We start from the raw sequence: 18,967 nt of genomic DNA, 5'->3' as shown, positions 1-18,967 counted from the left end.
CCGATGGAACGCTGTTTTACCCCCCGTCCGGAGCTGTCCGGACGGCGTACTGTCGGGCTTCCTTTTTCGACTCCCCCGGAGCGATCCGCTGATGAACGCACTTACCAACAAACGCATCGTGCTCGCCTCGCGCCCGAACGGCGCCCCGGTCGCGGCCAACTTCCGTTTCGAACAGGTGCCGGTTCCCGCGCCGGGTCCGGGCGAGGTGCTGCTGCGCAATCGCTATCTGTCGCTGGATCCCTACATGCGTGGTCGCATGGAGGAGGGGCCGTCCTACGCCGCACCGGTTGCGCTGGATGCGGTGATGGAAGGGCGCACTGTTGCCGAGGTACTCGCCTCCAATCATCCTGGTTTTGCCATCGGCGAGCATGTGCTGGCTCCGGGCAACTGGCAGACGCATGCCGTCATCAACGGCGATCAGCTCAGCCGCAAGCTGGAAGACAATGGCCTGCCGATCAGCACGGCACTGGGTGTGTACGGCATGCCCGGATTCACGGCATACGTAGGCCTGCAGGAAATCGGCAAGCTGCAGCCGGGCGAAACGCTCGTGGTGGCCGCTGCCAGCGGCCCGGTGGGCGCAACGGTAGGGCAGATCGCCAAGCTGCAGGGTGCGCGCACGGTCGGCATTGCCGGTGGCGAGCAGAAGCGCGCGTACCTGGAAACACTGGGCTTTGACGTAGCGCTGGATCACCGCGCTGACGATTTCGCCGCGCAGTTGCGTGCGGCGGTGCCCGACGGCATCGATGTCTATTTCGAGAACGTCGGTGGGCATGTGTTCGATGCGGTCGCACCGCTGCTCAACGATTTCGCGCGCATTCCGGTGTGCGGCACCATCGCCACCTACAACGCGCGCGGCGCAGTGCTGCCCGGGCCGGATCGGCTGCCCGGCTTCATGAGCCAGGTACTGCGCCAGCGGCTCACCGTGCGCGGTTTCATCCAGTCAGACCTGCACACGTTCTTCCCGGCCTTCCTGCGCGACATGGGGCAGTGGCTGAAGGACGGCCGCGTGCAGTACCGCGAGGACATCGTGGAGGGCCTGGAGAACGCGCCCGAGGCGTTCTTCGGCCTGCTCAAGGGGCGCAACTTCGGCAAGCTGGTGGTCAAGCTGGAGTGACCGACGTGTCGCGCGTGAGCGCGACGTGTGCGAGGCCGCGTCGATCGTGATTCGTGCATCACGATCGGCTGGTTAGTCTGCCCATGAAGGCGCCGTCCCGGTGCCCGCACCAGTGAGTAGAACCATGGCAGACACCAAGCCCAGCGAACAAGGCAAGCAGGAAGGCATCGAAGAAAGCCAGCAGGACCGCAAACAGGACGAAACCGCCAAGCAGCGGCCGGCCCAAACCGATCAGGCGATCCATGATGCGGGCACGCGCCGGCCGGAGCGCAAGGACAATCCCGAGGGCGCGTGAGCGACCCTGGAGCGCATCGGATAAAAAGAAAGCCACCCGAAGGTGGCTTTCTTTTCAATAGTGGTGGAGCCAAGGAGGATCGAACTCCTGACCTCGTCGATGCGAACGACGCGCTCTCCCAGCTGAGCTATGGCCCCACGGATGCTGCTGCGTGGCGTAACCGGCCTCGGCCGTACCGCGCGATGGGCCTAGTCTAGCGCCGAGCGGCCGCACCTGCCAAGTGGGGGCTGGGTCCTGCGAGTCGGGCAGGCTCAGCAGCCGGTACGCCGGGTTTCCCCACCGGTCGGTAGTGACCAGCCACTGCGCGGGCGGTTCCCCGGCGGAGAGGGGCGTGGCGGACAAGCACCGCGGCAGGCAGGCCAGGCGGCCATGGGACATGCGCGGAGCTACAACGGCGACAAGGGCAGTGCGACACGTGGCCGATGGCCCGGAAGGCGTCAGACGCGAACGGTGCCCTTCCGGCGCGCGCGCGGGGCGGGCATAATCCGCGCCAGAGAACGCGGCCGCATAGCCAGTGGACCAGGGGGGCCGGACAGCCGTCGCCCACAACGCCCTGACACCAATCTGCAACATCCAGCCAATACCGTGCCGCATCGCTGTCTCCACAGCGATGTCGATTTCCTATGGTGCCCGGCCATCTCGCCGGCTGCCCCGATCTGTACTACCCGAGACCTCTGCATGCCCGCTCTACGCCACGCCCCTGTGTCGACGCGTCTTCTTTCCCGTTCCCTGCCGGCCGCCCTGCTGCCGCGCCGCCGCGCCCTCGCGCTGGCCTGCGCGTCCGCCACGCTGATGCTGTCCGCTGCCGCCTCGGCGCAGGACGCGCAGTCGGCCAGCGCCACCTCGCTGGACACCATCACCGTCACCGCCGACCACCGCGAGCGCAACCTGCAGGAAGTGCCGGTCTCGGTCGGCGTGGTGCAGGGCGAGAAGATCCGCGACTACACCGCCGGCGGCGACGACACCCTGCTGGCGCTGTCGGGCAAGGTGCCCAGCTTCTACGCTGAAACCACCACCGGCCGCATCTTCCCGCGTTTCTACATCCGTGGCCTGGGCAACATCGACTTCTACCTGGGTGCCTCGCAGCCGGTCTCGATCATCCAGGACGACGTGGTGCTCGAGCACGTGGTGCTGAAGTCCAATCCGGTCTATGACGTGGACCAGATCGAAGTGCTGCGCGGCCCGCAGGGCACGCTGTTCGGCCGCAACACCACCGCCGGCATCGTCAAGTTCGACACCATCAAGCCGAGCCAGGACTACAGCGGCCGCGTGCAGGCCAGCTATGGTTCCTACGGCAGCGTGGCGATCGACGGTGGCTTCGGCGGCCCGATCAACGACATCGCTTCGTTCCGCGTGTCGGCGCTGTACCAGCACCGCGACGATTACGTCGACAACACCTACCGCGGCCCGAGCGCCGACGGCACGGTCTCGCCGAAGAAGAACGCCATGGGCGGCTTCGACGACCGCAACGTGCGCGCGCAGCTGCTGCTGCAGCCGACCGAGAACTTTTCGCTGCTGGCTTCGGCCCATGCGCGAGATTACGACGGTACCTCGACCCTGTTCCTGCGCGGTGCGCTGACCAAGGGCTCCAACAAGACCGACGTGCCGCGCGACAAGGTCGCCTACGACGAAGCCGACAACAACCCGCAGGCCTACAAGACCTACGGCGGCTCGGTGAAGGCGATCTACGATTTCGGCAACGTCTCGCTGACCTCGATCACTGCCTACGAAACCACCTCCGGCTACAGCCGCGGTGACACCGACGGCGGCGCGGCCGTGAACTACCCGGTCAACGGCGTGCCGAACGGCTACGGGCAGTCGATGGGCCAGATCCGCGATCTGGACCAGTGGACCCAGGAATTCCGCCTGGCCAACGCCGATGACAACCGCCTGAAGTGGCAGGTCGGCGCGTTCTACTTCGACGGCCGCGATACCACCGATTTCTACCAGCGCGCCTGGTTCCTGCAGGGCAATGCCCGCAACCCGAACAACTGGGTGCGCCTGCGCAACGTCAACACCTCCTGGGCCGGGTTCGGCCAGGTCAGCTATGACGTCACCGACAAGTTCACCCTGACCGCCGGCCTGCGTCAGACCAAGGACGAGAAGAAGACCCGTCTGCTCAAGACCGCCGATACCGCCGCCGGTGCCGTGACCTACAAGGGCCGCACCTACGTGGAGATGTCCGACACCACGCCGAGCTGGGACCTGAGCGCGATGTATGCGTTCAACCCGCAGCTGAGCGTGTATGCGCGCGTGGCCCGCGGCTTCCGTGGCCCGACCATCCAGGGCCGTTCAGCCGTGTTCAATGCCGATTTCACCACGGCCAACTCGGAAACCATCCTGTCCTGGGAAGCCGGCATCAAGAGCAGCCTGTGGGACAACCGCCTGCGCGTGAACGCGGCTGCGTTCACCTACGTGGTCAACGACATCCAGCTCAACGGCAACGATTCGGACGGCAACGGCGTGCTGTTCAACGCCGACAAGGCCAAGGCCTACGGTCTGGAAGCGGACATGGAGCTGCGCCCGATCCCGAACCTGGCCCTGAGCGCCGGTGTCAGCCTGCTGCACAGCAAGATCCAGGACGACCGCGTGTACGCACAGGTCTGCGCCTTGAACGGCGCCGTGGTCTGCACCGTCAATGACCCGACCATCAAGGTCGGTGCCAACACGTTCGCGCAGATCAACGGCAACCCGCTGCCGAACGCACCGAAGTACAACATCAACCTGGCCGCACGTTACGACATGCCGGTCAACGACAGTGATGTGTTCTTCGTCTCCACCGACTGGAACAAGCAGGGCTACACCAGCTTCGTGCTGTACGACTCGGCCGAGTTCAACTCCAAGGGCAGCTTCGAAGGCGGCCTGAAGCTGGGTTACTCCGCCAACTACGGTGCGTGGGAAGTGGCGCTGTTCGCACGCAACATCACCAATGAGAAAAACCTCAAGGGTGTGATCGAGAACTACATGGCCGCGGTCTACAACGAACCGCGCACCGTGGGTGTCTCGCTCAACATGAACTGGTAAGACAGGCGATCGCCGGTGCCGCATTGCTGCGGCGCCGGTGAGCCGGGTCAATAGAAAACGCCCCGCAGATGCGGGGCGTTGTCGTTTCAGGCAGGCGGCAGCAAGGGAGACAGGATCGGCTCCAGCTGCGCCTGGCGCCAGCCCGCGAGCGCGGTCGGCCATTGGCGGCTTTCCAGATAGCTTTCCAGATGCTTGCGCGAGGCGAGCACGCCATCGGGCAGGCCGAGTTCGGCACTGCGCGCGCTGACGGCATCCTGCAACCGCTTCAGGGCCTGCTTGTTGGCGTCGTTGGCCGGCAACGCCAGCGGTGCCTCGGCTTCGTCGGCGAGCGGGGTGGTCAGTGCCTGCCACACCTGTGCAGCCAGTTTGCGCGGGGCCTTGGGGAAGCCTTCCATCAGCTTGGACAGCGCCTCCACATCGGCCGGCGGGGTGCGTGCAAGCACCGCAGCCAGTTCGTTGTCGAGCACCCAGCTGCGCGGCTTGTCGCTGGCGCGGGCCTGCACGTCGCGCCAGCGCAGCAGCCGCAGCAGGCGCAGCTGCGCCGGGGCATCCATGAACTGCGCCGAGCGCATCGCCACGTGCGGCCAGCGCTCTTCATCGTATTCGACACTGGCGAGCAGGCGCTCGGCATCGTCCTGCAGCCACTGGCGGCGGCCCAGTTCTTCCAGGCGCGCATCGATGGTGTCGTGAATCTGGAACAGGTACTCCACGTCGTCGGCGGCATACTCCAGCTGCGCTTCGGAGAGTGGGCGGCGCATCCAGTCCGAGCGGGTTTCGCCCTTGGCCAGGGTGACGCCGGTCACCGCCGTGACCAGTTTCTGGTAGCCCATCCCACCGCCGATGCCCGCCAGCGATGCCCCGATCTGGGTATCGAACAGCGGGCGCGGCAGCACGCCGCAGGCCACCTTGAAGGTGACCAGGTCTTCGCTGGCGCTGTGCATGATCTTGAGGATCGAGGTATCCGTCAGCCACGGGGCGAGGGCCTCGTTCATGCCGGGGATCAGCGGGTCGATCAGCAGGATTTCATCGCCGACCGCCATCTGCACCAGCGCCAGCTGCGGCCAGTACGTGCGTTCGCGGATGAACTCGGTGTCCAAGCCGATGCGGGTGGGGCGCTGGCGGTAGCGCTCGTCCAGTTCCGCCGGGGTTTTGATCCAGTAAGCCACGTGGGATTCCATGTACTGCAAAGGGGTGCTCAGGTCGGGGAGGATAGCCTAACCCCGTGCCACGGCCGGCATGCCTGCGTGCTGTGATGAACGACAGGGCGGCGGGCGGTCGCCGCCCACGACGGTGGCGATTATGATGATCCCCTGTCCGCACCTGCGGCATGCCGCCTGGAACGCGACCGCACCCGGGGCCCACGGCGTGCGGCAGGGCGCAGGCACAGCAAGACGATGACACGCCCCAAGGACCCCCATTTGCGACCGTCAGGCCCATTGCCGCTGCTGTTCACTGCTCTGTTGGGGATGCTGGCCGCGTGTTCGCCCGCACCGGTCCCGGCGCCTTCGGCAACGCCTGCAGCCCAGCCCGCCTCGGCACCGCGCAAGGCCAGCGCACCGGTGGCGCAGGTCACCATCGGCGGCGAGGACGCCGCCGAGACCGTGGAGCGCTGGCAGCCGCCTGCCGTCACCTTGGACGATGCCGATCTCGCCCAGGCGCGTCGTGACGCCGCCCGCGCCTTCGAGGAAGACCGGCTGTACCGCACCGCCGAGGACGCGATCCCGATCTGGCTCGCGCTGTTGCAGCACGATCCCAAGGACCGCGTGGCCGAGGCCGGTTTGAAACGCGCGCGGCAGCGCTTGCTGCAGGAGGCGTCCGCATTGTTGGAGCGCCCGCTCAAACAGCGCGAGGCCCTGGCCGAGGCCAGCGAGATGGCGCTGGTGCTGCTGACCCTGGCGCCCGACGATGCCAAGGTGCGCGAGCTGCAGTCACGGGTGGAGATCGCCCAGCGCGTGGTGGCCTACAACCGCGCCGGCGAAGACGATCTGCGCGCGGACCGCATCGGCGAAGATGGCGATGGCGCCATCCCCAATTTCCGCGAGGCGCTGGCGCTGGACGGCGACAATTCGCGCGCCCGCCAGGGACTGGCGGCGGCCGAAAGCGCGCTGATCCGGCGCGCGGAGACGGCCGCAATGGCCACCGACTTCGCCACGGCGGGCACCTGGCTGGCCGAAGCGGCCAAGGTACGTGATTCCTCGATCACCATCGCCGATGCCTTCGAACGGATCGAGAAGATCCGTTCCGATACCCTGGTGCGGCTGCGTAACGAGGGCCTGCGCGATCTGGCGACGCCGCAGGGACTCAAGCCGGCCCGGCAGAAGCTGGAAGATGCACTGCGCATCGCGCTGCCGGGTGATCCGGTGGTGGCGCAACTGCGCGAGCGCATCGAACTGGTCACCCATTACGGCAGCTTCCGGCCGCGCCAGGTGTTCAGCGATGCGCTGCGCGATGGTGGCCGTGGGCCACAGATGATCGTGGTGCCGCACGGCGGGTTCCAGATGGGTGCGGCCGAGAACGAGCTGGGTTCGACCGATGCCGAGAAGCCCTCGCATTACGTGCGTTTCGAGCGTGGCTTTGCGATGTCCATCACCGAAGTGACGGTGGCCGATTTCCGTCGCTATGTGCAGGCCACCAAGGCACGCCCACGCGCCACGCGGCGCGGTCATTCGATCGTGTACGACGAGCGCAGCGGCAACTTCGTGCGCCGCAGCGGCGTGGACTGGCAGTCCGATTACAACGGGGCCGAGGCGATCGCCAATCTGCCGGTGATGCACGTCAGCGTGCGCGATGCCGAGAATTACGCGACCTGGCTGTCCGAACAGACCGGTCGCTCGTACCGCCTGCCCAGCGAGGCCGAATTCGAATACGCGCTGCGCGCCGGCAGCAGCGGCCGGTACCCGTGGGGCGATGCGGGCACGCCGCCCGCGCGCGCCGGCAACTTTACCGGCGCCGAGGATGTCTCGCCCTCCGGCCGGCACTGGTACAACGCCTTCGTCGGCTACGGTGACGGGTACTGGGGCCCCGCGCCCGTGGCCAGCTTCGAGCCCAATCCCTGGGGCCTGCACGACATCGCCGGCAACCTGAGTGAGTGGGTGGCCGACTGCTGGCATGCCAGCTACCGGCGGGCGCCGTCCGATGGCGTGGCCTGGTTCAACCCGGGCTGCCGGCAGCGCGTGATCCGCGGCGGCAACTGGGCCAACGCGCCCGCGCAGACCCGCGCGGCGTGGCGACAGTCGCAGGACTCGGATACCACCAGCGCCCGGATCGGCTTCCGCCTGGTGCGCGGCATCTGAGGGATGTCCTTACGCTGAGGTGCGCGGATTTCACCCGGCGCCACGGCGCGCGTTCTAGGATTGGCACAGTGTCGGGCAGGGTGCCTCGGCCATCTCAGGAACCACGCGCATGCGCAACGATCCATTCGGCGGTCAGCAGCAGGGCCGCGCCCGGCGGCCGGGCCTGTTCGGCAACATCCGCTGGTGGGTACTGCTGGCCTTCGCCGGCTACGCCGCGTTCTACTGGTTTTCCAACCGCGCGGTGGATCCGTACACCGGCGAAAGGGTGTTGATCGACAGCTCGCTCGATGCGACCCAGGAGAAGGCGCTCGGCCTGCAGGCCTACCAGGAGATCCTGGCGCAGGAGCGGCCGCTGGATCCCAGTGCGCCGCAATCGCGCGAGATCCAGGCGATTGCCCAGCGCTTGATCGCCAAGGTGGACGTGGTGGAAACCGCGCTTGCCGAAGAACACGGGTTGAAGCCCGCGCATTTCGCGCGCGACTTCGAGTGGGAGGTCAACGTGATCCCCTCCGAGCAGGCCAATGCGTTCTGCCTCCCGGGCGGCAAGATGGCGGTGTATACCGGGCTGATTCCGGTGGCGCGGACGGTGGATGCCATGGCCGTGGTGATGGGTCATGAAATCGCGCACGCCTTGCTGCGCCATGGCGCGCAGCGCATGGCCCAGCAGAAGATGACCCAGATCGGGCAGATGGCCGGTGCCGCCAGCGGCATGGACCCGCAACAGCAGCAGATGATGATGTCGGCGATGGGCTACGGCTACCTGCTGCCATACGCGCGCAGCCATGAAACCCAGGCCGATGAAGTGGGCCTGATGCTGGCGGCGGCGGCGTGCTTCGACCCGCAGGAAGCGATTCCGCTGTGGGAGCGGATGGGACAGGCCAGTGGGGGGCAGTCGACCTCGGAGTTCGCGTCCACGCATCCCAATCCGGGCACGCGTATCCAGAACCTGCAGGCGTTGATGCCCAAGGCGATGGAATACCGGCAGAAGTTCTGCGAAAGCGCGGGGCGCTGACATTGACCGGCACGCCGGCGCGCGAGCGCCGGATCAGCGTGCCGGTTCGTTGACCGTCACCTCGATCACGCCGTCCTGCACGCGCGCCTTGAGCGTATCGCCTGGACGCACCTGCAACGGCGAACGCACCAGACTGCCATCGTCTTCGCGGGTCAGGATGGCGTAGCCACGCGCGACCGTGGCCAGCGGGCTGACCGCTTCCATCGAACGGGCGAGGGCGCGCAGGCGCAGGCCGTCGCGCTGCAGCTGGCGGCCGATGGCGCTGTCTGCACGCGGCTGCAGACGTTGCAGACGCTCACGCAGGGCATCCAGCCGGCGCTGCGGGTGGCCGCTGCGCAGCACGGCCGCGGCGTGGCGCAGGTGGGCCAGACGGCCTTGATGCTGTGTGGTCCAGGCCGCGTGCAGGCGGCGCGCCACGTCCTGCTGGCGGCGCTGCAACAGCTGTAGGCGCGACTGCGGGCTCTGTGCATTGAGGCGGAGCAGGGCGCGGTCCGCGCGCTGCATGGCCTGCCCCAGGCTGTGCCGCTGCAGCTGCGCCAGGCGTGCATCCAGGCGACGGACGCGCAGCAGCAGGTCGCGCTGGTCGGGCACCAGCAGTTCGGCTGCGACCGAGGGCGTCGGTGCGCGAAGATCGGCGGCGAAGTCGGCCAGGCTGAAGTCGGTTTCGTGGCCCACTGCGGACACCACCGGCGTCTGGCTGGCCGCGATCGCACGGGTCAGCTGCTCGTCATTGAACGCCCACAGATCCTCCATCGAGCCGCCACCGCGGGTCAGCAGGATGACGTCGTAACGGCCGCTGGCATCGGCCGAACGCAGCAGCGAGGTCAACTGCGCGGCGGCGCTTTCGCCCTGCACCAGGCTGGGCAGCAGATCCACTTCCAGCATCGGGAAGCGCCGTTCCAGCACGCTCAGCACGTCGCGCACGGCCGCGCCGGTGGGCGAGGTGATCACCGCCAGGCGGCGCACATGGGCCGGCATCGGCCGCTTGCGCTCGGGCGCGAACAGGCCCTCGGCCTCCAGGCGCGCCTTGAGCTGCTCGAAGGCGCGGCGCAGGGCACCTTCGCCGGCTTCTTCCATGTGGTCGAGCACCATCTGGTACTCGCCGCGGGCTTCGTACAGGGTCAACCGGCCACGTGCGAGCACGCGCATGCCCTCGCGCGGCACGAATTTCAGCCACTGGCTCTTGGGCTTGAACAGGGCGGCGCGGATCTGCGAGCGCGCGTCCTTCAGCGTGAAATACATATGGCCCGACGCCGGGCGGGTGACGCTGCCCAGTTCGGCCTCCACCCAGATCAGCGGAAACGCGCCTTCCAGCAGGTCGCGGGCCAGGATGTTGAGCTGGCTCGGCGTGAGTATCTGCGCGCTGCGGTCCATGGGGGGCATCAGGCCAAACGGTACGAACGGGACGCCATGGTCGCACGTCGGCGGCGATGCTTCATCCCGCGGCGGCGCGGTTGGCGTGCTGCTGCAGGGCCCAGGCCACATGTTCGCGCACGATCGCCGAAGGGTGCTCGCGCCGTGCATGCAGCGCGGCCAGGGTCTCGGCATGGGTGGGCGCATTGCCGAGCGCCACGGCGATGTTGCGCAGCCAGCGTTCATGCCCGCTGCGGCGGATCGGGCTGCCTTCGGTGCGGCGCAGGAACTCGTCTTCCTCCCAGGCAAACAGCTGCGCAAGCGAAGCGGTATCCAGGTCGTTGCGCGCGCGGAAATCCGGCTCGTCGGTGCGCTTGGCGAACTTGTTCCAGGGGCAGACCAGCTGGCAGTCGTCGCAGCCGTAGATGCGGTTGCCCATCGCCGTGCGCATCTCTTCGGGAATCGCACCGTCATGCTCGATGGTGAGATAGGAAATGCAGCGGCGTGCATCCAGGCGGTGCGGGGCGATGATCGCCTGGGTCGGGCAGACATCGATGCACCGCGTGCAGGTGCCGCAGTGCGCGCTCGCGGGTGTATCCACCGGCAGCGGCAGGTCGATGTAGATCTCACCGATGAAGAACCACGAGCCGCCCTGTTTATCGATCAGGCAGGTGTGCTTGCCGATCCAGCCCAGCCCGGCATTGCGCGCGAGGGCGCGCTCGAGCACCGGGGCCGAATCGACGAACACGCGGTAACCGAACGGCCCGATTTCCGCAGCGATGCTGTCGGCGAACTTCTGCAGCCGGTTGCGCATCAGCTTGTGGTAATCGCGGCCCAAGGCGTAGCGCGCCACGTAGGCGCGGTCGCCATCATGCAGGGTGTTCCAGGCTTCGGCGTCATCCTTGTGGCCGTAATCCATCCCGACCGAGATCACCCGCACCGTGCCCGGCAGCAGTTCATCCGGCCGCGCGCGCAGGGTGCCGTGCCGCGCCATCCACTCCATCGTGCCGTACAGGCCCTTGCCCAGCCAATCGGCCAGGTGCGCCTCGTCTTCACGCAGATCGATCCCGGACACGCCGCAGCGCTGGAAGCCGTGCACGCGCGCGATCGCACGGATGCGTTCGGCGGCGCGGGCCAGGTGGATGGGGGCGGGAAGCGGTACGGCGGACATGGCCTGGGCGGAAACGGAGCCTGGGGAGGGCGCGGCAAGGCCACGCCTGGGCGACAAGTATAGAATCCCGGCATGCCCGAGCTTGCTGAACTGTTCGATATCGCCGCTGCGCGCCGCCTGGATGCGCAGGCCAGCGCCCTGCTGGGCGACGATGGTGCCTCGCTGATGGAGCAGGCCGGCCGCGCCGCCTGGCACTGCCTGCTGGAGCGCTGGCCGCAGGCGCAGCGTATCGGCGTGGTGGTGGGGGCCGGCAACAACGGCGGCGATGGCTATGTGCTGGCCCGCCTGGCCCGTGACACTGGCCGGCAGGTGTCGGTGCTGCGGCTGGACACCGAGGCTCCGGCCACGCCGTTGTCGCGGCAGGCCGAGCAGGCGTTCATCGCCGCCGGCGGAGCGGTGGCGCGCTTCGATGGCGCTCTGCCGCCGGTGGACCTGCTGGTGGACGCGCTGTTCGGCATCGGCCTGAACCGCGCGCCGGCCGGCGCCGCGGTCGATCTGATCAACGCGATCAACGCCGCTGGCATGCCGGTGTTGTCGCTGGATGTACCCAGCGGCGTGGAGGCGCAAACCGGTAACGTGCCCGGCGTCGCGATCCGCGCCACGCTCACCCTGCAGTTCATCGTGCGCCACCAAGGGCTGTATACCGGCGCGGCGCTGGAGCATGTCGGCGGCCGCCGCCTGGCTCCGCTGGATCTGCCTGCGGCGGCTGCCCAAGGCGTGCAGCACAGCGCCGAGTGCTGGCAGCAACCGCGCCTGCGCCCCCAACTGCCGGCGCGCCGCGCCAACACCCACAAGGGTGAATCCGGCCACGTACTGTGCGTGGGCGGCAATCTCGGCAGCGGCGGCGCGGTGATGCTGGCCAGTGAATCGGCCTTGCGCGCGGGCGCCGGGCTGGTCAGTGTGGCGACCCAGGTACCGCATGTCGCACCACTGCTGGCCCGCCTGCCCGAAGCGATGGTGCATGCCGTGCAGGACGCGCAGGAGCTGCAGGCCCTGCTGCCACGCGCGGGCGTGATCGCGATCGGGCCGGGCCTGGGCCAGGACGACTGGGCGCACGAACTGTGGCGGCAGGTGCTGGCCAGCGGCAAACCGCTGGTGATCGATGCCGACGCCCTGAATCTGCTGGCCAAGGCGCCGCAGCCGCTGCATGACGCGATCCTGACCCCGCACCCGGGTGAGGCCGCGCGCCTGCTCGGGCTCAGCACCGCACAGGTGCAGGCGGACCGCTTCACGGCCGCGAAGGCGCTGGCTGACCGCTTCCACGCGGTGGTGGTGCTCAAGGGCGCCGGCACCGTGGTCGCCGCGCCCGATTCCGTGCCGCGGGTGATCGCCGCTGGAAACCCCGGCATGGCCGTGGGTGGCATGGGCGACCTGCTCACCGGCATCATCGCGGCGTTGCGCGCACAGGGCCTGGGCGCGTTCGATGCGGCCAGCACCGGCGCATTGCTGCACAGCCTGGCCGGCGATGCCGCCGCCAGTGACGGCCAGCGGGGCCTGCTTCCCACCGATCTGCTGGCGCCGCTGCGCGGGCTGGTCAATCCGGACGTTTGAACATGATCGAGTTTTTCCTCGCGCAGACCCAGGACACCGACCTGCTCGGGCAATGGCTGGCCGCGACCCGGCCGCCGCAGGCGGTGGTGCAGCTGCAGGGCGACCTGGGCGCCGGCAAATCGACATTGGCCCGCGCACTGCTGCGCGCGCTGGGGGTGCAGGGCGCGATCCGCAGCCCGACCTACACCCTCGTGGAGCGCTACCCGCTGGCCGATGGTCACGAGGCCTGGCATCTGGATCTATACCGGATCGGCAATGCGCAGGAGCTGGATTTCCTGGGGCTGGACGAGGGCAGTGCCTCGTTGTGGCTGGTCGAATGGCCCGAGCGCGGTGCCGGCGCGCTGCCGCCGACCGATCTGGACGTGGCGCTGGACATCCAGGGGCAGGGGCGTCGTGCACGGCTGACGGCGGCCAGTCCTGCGGGTCGTGAATGGCTCGAACGGCTGCCTCAAGGGGGCGACTTGCAGGCCCTTTCTGCCGGCTGACACTAGGAAACACCGGCAGGTTACGGATTATTAAGGGAAAAGGAGTTGCATTTCATTCAGCGCGGTGATTGAATCCAGACCCATGCCAATGGGGAAATCTCTCACCGCCATCTGCACTGCCGTCGGACTCTGTCTGGCGAGCGCGCTGTCGTGGGCGGGCGAAGTCCGCCAGGTGGCCGTGGAGACCGGTGCAACCGGCACCCGTGCAGAGATATCGCTGGCCGGCAGCGGGGGCTACAAGACCCTGTCCCTGGCCGGTCCGAACCGCCTGGTGGTCGATTTCCCGGACTCCAGCGCCATCCGCAACCTCAAATTGCCTGCGCCCAAGGGTGTGGTCACCGCGGTCCGTACCGGGCAGCCGGTGCCGGGCACGTTCCGCGTGGTGTTCGACCTGGCCGAATCGGTCGCGCCGTTCCGCCCGCAGATGATCAAGCAGGGTGAGGAATCGCGGCTGGTGATCGAGTGGCCGGGCGATGCGCCGGCCGCGGCCACTGTCGCCAGCACGCCGCCTACCGCGGTGGCTTCGCCCACGCCAGTGGCGTCCGCACCGCCTGCAGTGTCGGCACCGCCCCCGGCGCAGACCGCCGCGCAGGCCGCCCAGGCGCGTAGCGATGCCGCGCGCGCCACCGCGTTGCTGACCGCCTCGGTGCGCCAGCAGGCCAGCGGCACGGTGGCCACCTCGGCGCCGACGCCGGGCCCGACGTCGACCACCGCCGCCACCGTCAATGTCGCTGCCGCAGGGACCGCCAACGCGGCCAGCAACAGCGCCTCGCCGGCCGCGATCCTGGCCGGTCAGTCGACCACGGCCGTCGTGGCGAGCGCGCCGGTTCCCACGCCCGCGCCAACCCCGGCGGTGCAGGACAATCCGCGTCCGGCGATGCCCAGCGACGCCTCGCGGGTGAAGATGCGTGCCGGCATGCGTCCGCTGGTGATCGCGATCGATCCCGGCCATGGCGGCCAGGATCCCGGTGCGGTCGGCCCGACCGGCAAGCGCGAAAAAGACATCACCTTGGCCGTCGCGCGTGAACTGGCCCGCCAGGTCAATGCAACGCCTGGCCTGAAGGCCTACCTGACACGCGACAGCGACGTGTTCATCCCGTTGCCGATGCGCGCCCAGAAGGCGCGCGCGGCCAAGGCCGACATGTTCATCTCGATCCACGCCGACGCCGCAGAGAACCGCGCGGCGACCGGCTCGTCGGTATATGTGCTGTCCACCAAGGGCGCATCCTCGCAGCGCGCGCGCTGGCTGGCCGACAAGGAGAACGCCGCCGATCTGGTGGGTGGCGTGCGCCTGCAGCAGACCGAAGGCACCCTGGCCAACGTGCTGCTGGATCTGGCCCAGAGTGGTTACATGAAGGCCTCCGAAGACGCGGCCGGGCACGTGCTGGGCGGCCTGAAGCGGATCGGCAAGAACCACAAGCCCAACATCGAACGGGCCAACTTCGCGGTGCTGCGCACCTCGGACATGCCGGCGATGCTGGTCGAAACCGCCTTCATCTCCAATCCGGATGAGGAGCGGCGCCTGATCGATCCGGCCTACCAGCGCCAGATCGCCGGGGCGGTACTGGATGGTGTGCATACCTTCTTCAGCCGCCAGCCGCCGCCGGGCACCCTGTATGCCGCGCGTGCCCAGGCCGAGATCGACGCCGCCAGCACCGTGGCGGGCGGCAGCAAGTAAACCGGCCGGGCTGCACCGCCCGGCGCACGCTATCATCACGGGATGACGTCCGTTTCCCGACTCCGCTTCGCCGCCACGCCTGCCATCTCCGCTGACGGGAGGTGCGCATGAGCATCCGCCAACTGCCCGAGATCCTGATCAACCAGATCGCCGCCGGCGAAGTGGTCGAACGCCCTGCGTCGGTGGTCAAGGAACTGGTCGAAAACGCGCTGGACGCCGGTGCCACCCGGGTTGATATCGATCTGGAAGAGGGCGGCGTGCGCCTGATCCGGATCCGCGACGACGGGGGGGGCATCGCCCCGGAAGAACTGCCGCTGGCGGTGTCGCGCCATGCGACCAGCAAGATCGCCAGCCTGGATGATCTGGAATCGGTGGCCACGCTCGGCTTCCGCGGCGAAGCGTTGCCCTCGATCGCCTCGGTCAGCCGCTTCACCCTGAGCTCGCGCCGCGCCATCGACGAACACGGCTCGGCCCTGCAGATTGAAGGTGGCCGGCTTGGCGAGGTGACCCCGCGCGCGCATGCGCCGGGCACCACGGTGGAAGTGCGCGAGCTGTTCTACAACGTGCCGGCGCGACGCAAGTTCCTGCGCGCCGAACGCACCGAGCTGGGCCATATCGAAGAGTGGCTGCGCTCGCTCGCGCTGGCGCGCCCGGATGTCGAGCTGCGCGTGTCGCACAACGGCAAACCCTCGCGCCGCTACAAACCCGGCGATCTGTATTCGGACGCGCGCCTGGGCGAAACGCTGGGCGAAGATTTCGCCAACCAGGCCCTGCGCGTGGATCACAGCGGTGCCGGCCTGCGCCTGCACGGCTGGATCGCGCAGCCACATTACTCGCGGGCCAGCACCGATCAGCAGTACCTGTACGTCAACGGTCGCTCGGTGCGTGACCGCAGCGTCGCCCACGCAGTGAAGATGGCCTATGGCGATGTGCTGTTCCATGGTCGCCAGCCGGCGTATGTGCTGTTCCTGGAACTCGACCCGACCCGCGTCGACGTCAACGTGCACCCGGCCAAGCATGAAGTGCGTTTCCGCGATTCGCGCCTGATCCACGATTTTGTCTACCGCACGCTCAAGGAAGCGCTGGCGGAAACGCGCGCCGGGATGACCGCCGCCGGTACGCAGGTGCACGCCACGGAGAGTGCCGCGACCGCGGCGCCGGCCTACGGTCTGCCGTCGGCAGGCCATAGCGGCTATGCACTCGCCGGCAATGCAGCCGGTGGTGGCGGTGGTGGCATGGGCGGCGATTGGCGCCCGCAGCAATCGCCGCTGGGTCTGCGCGTGGCCGATGCGCCCTCGGCCTATGCTGCGCTGTATGGCGCCCCGGGCGGCACCGCCGCCGCCAGCAGCCTGCCGTCGATGCCGGCCGAGAATGGCCTGCCGGTGACCGCGGCCGACAGCGGCGTGCCGCCGTTGGGCTATGCGATCGCGCAGCTGCACGGCATTTACATCCTGGCCGAGAATGCCGAAGGCCTGATCGTGGTGGACATGCACGCCGCGCACGAACGTATCGGGTACGAGCGCCTGAAAACCGCGCACGACGGCATGGGCCTGCACGCGCAGCCGCTGCTGGTGCCGATCACCCTGGCCGTCGGCGAACGCGATGCCGACACCGCCGAACGCGAGGCCGAGACCTTGACCTCGCTGGGCTTTGAAATCACCCGCGCCGGCCCTGGCTCGCTGCACGTACGCAGCATTCCGGCGCTGCTGGCCAATGCCGAACCCGAAGCGCTGCTGCGCGACGTGCTCACCGACCTTCGCGAGCATGGCCAGAGCCGCCGCATCGCCAGCGCCCGCGACGAACTGCTGTCGACCATGGCCTGCCACGGCGCGGTGCGCGCCAATCGCCGCCTCACCGTGCCGGAAATGAACGGTCTGCTGCGCGACATGGAAATCACCGAACGCTCGGGTCAGTGCAATCACGGCCGACCGACCTGGGCCCGTTTTTCGCTGGCGGAGATCGACCGCTGGTTCCTGCGCGGACGTTGAGAGGAAGGTCATGGGGAAGCACTGGGGAGTGTGGGCCGCCGCGTTGCTGCTGGCAGTGAGCGTGTCGGGGTGTGGCGAGAAAACGGTAGACGCCCCTGCGAAGGTGGCGATCGATCCGGCCTTCGAGGCCGAACAGCAGCAGTGGCGCCAACAGCGCTATGAGGAACTGCATGCTGCCGACGGCTGGACCAGTCTGGTCGGCCTGCACTGGCTGGAATACAAGGCGCATTACATCGGCCACGGGCCGGGCAGCGGCATCCGCCTGGCGGTCGGTCCGGACAAGCTGGGCATGGTCGCGCGCGACGGCAACACCGTCTGGTTCACGCCCGAACGCGGGGTGCCGATGCAGGTGGACGGCAAGGCGGTTACCGGCCGCATCCGCTTCTTCAGTGACCGCGATCCGAGCCCGACCGTCATCGCCTTCGATGACGGCAAGGGCCGGCTCAGCCTGATCCATCGCGGCGAGCGTTTCGCACTGCGGGTCAAGCATGCCGACGCGCCCTCGCGGACGAACTTCACCGGCTTGACGTACTGGCCGGGCGGTCCGTCCTGGCGCATCACCGCGCGCTTCGTGCCGCACCCGGCCGGCAAGACCCTGCCGATCGTGGACATCACCGGCCTGACCTCGAACATGCCCAACGCCGGCACCCTGGAGTTCGAGCGCGACGGCCGCACCTGGCGGCTGGAAGCGATCGGCGAGCCCGGCCGGGAGCTGTTCGTGATCTTCGGCGACCGCACCAGCGGCCACGGCAGTTATCCGGCCGGCCGCTACCTGGATCTGCCCGCGCCTGACGACCAGGGCCGCGTGGTGATCGATTTCAACCATGCCTACAACCCACCGTGCGCGTTCACGCCGTTCGCCACGTGTCCGCTGACGCCCCCTGAAAACCGCCTCGACCTGCGCGTGGACGCCGGTGAGCAGGCATACCACGCCCCCGAAGGAGAGGCTTGACCATGTCGATGTTGTCGCGTCTTTTGTCCCCGCTGCTGATCGCTGCGGGCCTGATGATCAGCACCGGCGGTGCCCAGGCCCGCCCGGCCGCGCCGAGCGCGCCGGCGGCGGCCAAGGCCACCGCGCCGGTTCCGCTGTTGTGGAAGGTTACCGGCCCGGGGGACAGCCGCCTGTACCTGCTGGGGTCGTTCCATCTGCTGCAGCCGACCGATTACCCGCTCGCGGCGGATGTCGACCAGGCCTTCGCCGCCTCGCAGCGCGTGGTGTTCGAGCTGTCGCCGCAGGACATGGAGTCGCCGGAGCTTGCGCAGAAGATGGTGCAGGCCGCGATGCGCACCGATGGCTCGGAGCTGAAGCGCGACCTCGATGCGGCTACGTGGACCCGGCTGCAGGCCTATGCGCAGGAAAACAAGCTGCCGCTGGCCCAGTTGCAGGGCATGAAACCGTGGTTCGTCGGCCTGACCATCACCCTGAGCCAGTTCACCAAGATGGGCCTGGATCCGGCGCTGGGGCTGGACCGTCATTTCATGACGCGTGCTGCCAGCGCGGGCAAGGCGACCGCCGGGTTGGAAGACATCGACACGCAGATCGCAGTGCTGTCGGGAATGTCGGCCAAGGAGCAGCAGCAGATGGTGGCCGAAGCGCTGGAGCAGGCGGGCAAGGGCGATGAAATGGGGCGCAAGCTGCACGACGCCTGGCGCCGCGGCGACGACAAGCTGCTGTGGACCTCGATGGCCACCGAGATGCGCGGCCAGTACCCGCAGCTGTACAAGCGCATCAACACCGACCGCAATGACGCTTGGGTGCCGAAACTGCAGCAGCACCTGCAGGCCGGGCAGGGTGGCACGCTGGTGGTGGTCGGCACGCTGCATCTGCTGGGCAACGATGGGGTGGTCGAGAAGCTGCGCGCCAGGGGCTACAAGGTCGAACGCGTCTGCACCGGCTGCGCCAAGCCCAAGCGCTGAGCGCATCGGACACCGGGGCGTCGTCAGTGACGCCCGGCTCCAGGTGAGTGACGCCCGGCCCTGGAACGAGAAAAGGCGCGGCCCGG

Annotated in this window: 14 protein-coding genes and 1 tRNA gene; 11 read left to right on the top strand and 4 right to left on the bottom strand. The window is 68.4% G+C overall.

What is annotated here, in order from left to right; translation table 11 throughout:
• Positions 1–91 precede the first annotated feature (91 nt).
• Together ACTT2I_RS11765 and ACTT2I_RS11760 are read left to right on the top strand one after the other, a co-directional pair.
• Entirely contained in the window at positions 92–1,114 is a 1,023-nt protein-coding gene (locus tag ACTT2I_RS11765; protein ID WP_443096678.1) for an NADP-dependent oxidoreductase, read from the top strand.
• 124 nt (positions 1,115–1,238) lie between these two features.
• Positions 1,239–1,409 (top strand): hypothetical protein, encoded by a 171-nt coding sequence (locus tag ACTT2I_RS11760; RefSeq protein ID WP_019182797.1) that lies wholly within the window; start codon positions 1,239–1,241, stop codon positions 1,407–1,409.
• A gap of 61 nt (positions 1,410–1,470) precedes the next feature.
• Here ACTT2I_RS11760 and ACTT2I_RS11755 read toward each other — a convergent pair.
• Positions 1,471–1,546 (bottom strand) — tRNA-Ala (locus ACTT2I_RS11755).
• Positions 1,547–2,201: 655 nt separating this feature from the next.
• On the opposite strand from ACTT2I_RS11755, the gene ACTT2I_RS11750 reads away from it, so the two are divergent.
• On the top strand, positions 2,202–4,433 hold the full coding sequence (locus ACTT2I_RS11750) for a TonB-dependent receptor (RefSeq protein WP_421099417.1): 2,232 nt from the start codon (positions 2,202–2,204) through the stop codon (positions 4,431–4,433).
• A gap of 86 nt (positions 4,434–4,519) precedes the next feature.
• On the opposite strand, the gene rnd is transcribed toward ACTT2I_RS11750, so the two are convergent.
• Positions 4,520–5,599: a ribonuclease D gene (gene rnd, locus ACTT2I_RS11745; RefSeq protein WP_421099309.1), complete on the bottom strand. Its 1,080-nt coding sequence runs from the start codon at positions 5,597–5,599 to the stop codon at positions 4,520–4,522.
• Positions 5,600–5,827: 228 nt separating this feature from the next.
• Between rnd and ACTT2I_RS11740 the strand changes: the two genes are divergently transcribed.
• Both ACTT2I_RS11740 and ACTT2I_RS11735 read left to right on the top strand, forming a co-directional pair.
• A complete protein-coding gene (locus ACTT2I_RS11740) occupies positions 5,828–7,726 on the top strand; it encodes an SUMF1/EgtB/PvdO family nonheme iron enzyme (protein ID WP_421099310.1) in 1,899 nt (632 codons plus the stop codon).
• Between the two features lie 109 nt (positions 7,727–7,835).
• Positions 7,836–8,738 (top strand): M48 family metallopeptidase, encoded by a 903-nt coding sequence (locus ACTT2I_RS11735; protein WP_421099311.1) that lies wholly within the window; start codon positions 7,836–7,838, stop codon positions 8,736–8,738.
• 33 nt (positions 8,739–8,771) lie between these two features.
• Here the strand turns inward: ACTT2I_RS11735 and xseA are convergent, their stop codons facing one another.
• Both xseA and queG read right to left on the bottom strand, forming a co-directional pair.
• Positions 8,772–10,112 carry an exodeoxyribonuclease VII large subunit gene (xseA, locus tag ACTT2I_RS11730; protein ID WP_421099312.1) on the bottom strand — a complete coding sequence of 447 codons (1,341 nt, stop codon included), beginning with the start codon at positions 10,110–10,112 and terminating at the stop codon, positions 8,772–8,774.
• Between the two features lie 61 nt (positions 10,113–10,173).
• Positions 10,174–11,262 (bottom strand): tRNA epoxyqueuosine(34) reductase QueG, encoded by a 1,089-nt coding sequence (queG, locus tag ACTT2I_RS11725; RefSeq protein WP_421099313.1) that lies wholly within the window; start codon positions 11,260–11,262, stop codon positions 10,174–10,176.
• A 72-nt stretch (positions 11,263–11,334) separates the two neighbouring features.
• Here queG and ACTT2I_RS11720 point away from each other — a divergent pair, with 72 nt between their 5' ends.
• The 6 genes from ACTT2I_RS11720 (at position 11,335) to ACTT2I_RS11695 (ending at position 18,881) form a co-directional block, all read left to right on the top strand.
• Complete coding sequence (locus ACTT2I_RS11720) at positions 11,335–12,813, top strand: NAD(P)H-hydrate dehydratase (protein ID WP_421099314.1); 1,479 nt, start codon at positions 11,335–11,337, stop codon at positions 12,811–12,813.
• 2 nt (positions 12,814–12,815) lie between these two features.
• Complete coding sequence (tsaE, locus tag ACTT2I_RS11715) at positions 12,816–13,298, top strand: tRNA (adenosine(37)-N6)-threonylcarbamoyltransferase complex ATPase subunit type 1 TsaE (protein WP_421099315.1); 483 nt, start codon at positions 12,816–12,818, stop codon at positions 13,296–13,298.
• 88 nt (positions 13,299–13,386) lie between these two features.
• Positions 13,387–14,976, top strand: a complete 1,590-nt coding sequence (locus ACTT2I_RS11710) for an N-acetylmuramoyl-L-alanine amidase (RefSeq protein ID WP_421099316.1) — start codon at positions 13,387–13,389, stop codon at positions 14,974–14,976.
• Between the two features lie 107 nt (positions 14,977–15,083).
• Positions 15,084–16,964 carry a DNA mismatch repair endonuclease MutL gene (mutL, locus tag ACTT2I_RS11705; RefSeq protein WP_421099317.1) on the top strand — a complete coding sequence of 627 codons (1,881 nt, stop codon included), beginning with the start codon at positions 15,084–15,086 and terminating at the stop codon, positions 16,962–16,964.
• Between the two features lie 10 nt (positions 16,965–16,974).
• Positions 16,975–17,916 (top strand): DUF1684 domain-containing protein, encoded by a 942-nt coding sequence (locus tag ACTT2I_RS11700; protein ID WP_088432575.1) that lies wholly within the window; start codon positions 16,975–16,977, stop codon positions 17,914–17,916.
• 53 nt (positions 17,917–17,969) lie between these two features.
• A complete protein-coding gene (locus ACTT2I_RS11695; protein WP_421099418.1) occupies positions 17,970–18,881 on the top strand; it encodes a TraB/GumN family protein in 912 nt (303 codons plus the stop codon).
• The last annotated feature ends 86 nt before the right edge of the window (positions 18,882–18,967 follow it).

This window comes from Stenotrophomonas sp. PUT21 (assembly GCF_052232875.1).
Lineage (GTDB): Bacteria > Pseudomonadota > Gammaproteobacteria > Xanthomonadales > Xanthomonadaceae > Stenotrophomonas > Stenotrophomonas maltophilia_N.
Note: the sequence above shows the minus strand (reverse complement) of the source record. Positions and strands in the feature narration are given on the sequence as shown.

Bases quoted from the DNA above. Each gene is read 5' to 3' on its own strand.
- ACTT2I_RS11765 (WP_443096678.1), top strand. From the start codon at position 92: ATGAACGCACTTACCAACAAACGCATCGTGCTCGCCTCGCGCCCGAAC.
- ACTT2I_RS11760 (WP_019182797.1), top strand. From the start codon at position 1,239: ATGGCAGACACCAAGCCCAGCGAACAAGGCAAGCAGGAAGGCATCGAA.
- ACTT2I_RS11750 (WP_421099417.1), top strand. From the start codon at position 2,202: ATGCTGTCCGCTGCCGCCTCGGCGCAGGACGCGCAGTCGGCCAGCGCC.
- ACTT2I_RS11740 (WP_421099310.1), top strand. From the start codon at position 5,828: ATGACACGCCCCAAGGACCCCCATTTGCGACCGTCAGGCCCATTGCCG.
- ACTT2I_RS11735 (WP_421099311.1), top strand. From the start codon at position 7,836: ATGCGCAACGATCCATTCGGCGGTCAGCAGCAGGGCCGCGCCCGGCGG.
- xseA (WP_421099312.1), bottom strand. From the start codon at position 10,112: ATGGACCGCAGCGCGCAGATACTCACGCCGAGCCAGCTCAACATCCTG.
- queG (WP_421099313.1), bottom strand. From the start codon at position 11,262: ATGTCCGCCGTACCGCTTCCCGCCCCCATCCACCTGGCCCGCGCCGCC.
- ACTT2I_RS11720 (WP_421099314.1), top strand. From the start codon at position 11,335: ATGCCCGAGCTTGCTGAACTGTTCGATATCGCCGCTGCGCGCCGCCTG.
- tsaE (WP_421099315.1), top strand. From the start codon at position 12,816: ATGATCGAGTTTTTCCTCGCGCAGACCCAGGACACCGACCTGCTCGGG.
- ACTT2I_RS11710 (WP_421099316.1), top strand. From the start codon at position 13,387: ATGGGGAAATCTCTCACCGCCATCTGCACTGCCGTCGGACTCTGTCTG.
- mutL (WP_421099317.1), top strand. From the start codon at position 15,084: ATGAGCATCCGCCAACTGCCCGAGATCCTGATCAACCAGATCGCCGCC.
- ACTT2I_RS11700 (WP_088432575.1), top strand. From the start codon at position 16,975: ATGGGGAAGCACTGGGGAGTGTGGGCCGCCGCGTTGCTGCTGGCAGTG.
- ACTT2I_RS11695 (WP_421099418.1), top strand. From the start codon at position 17,970: ATGATCAGCACCGGCGGTGCCCAGGCCCGCCCGGCCGCGCCGAGCGCG.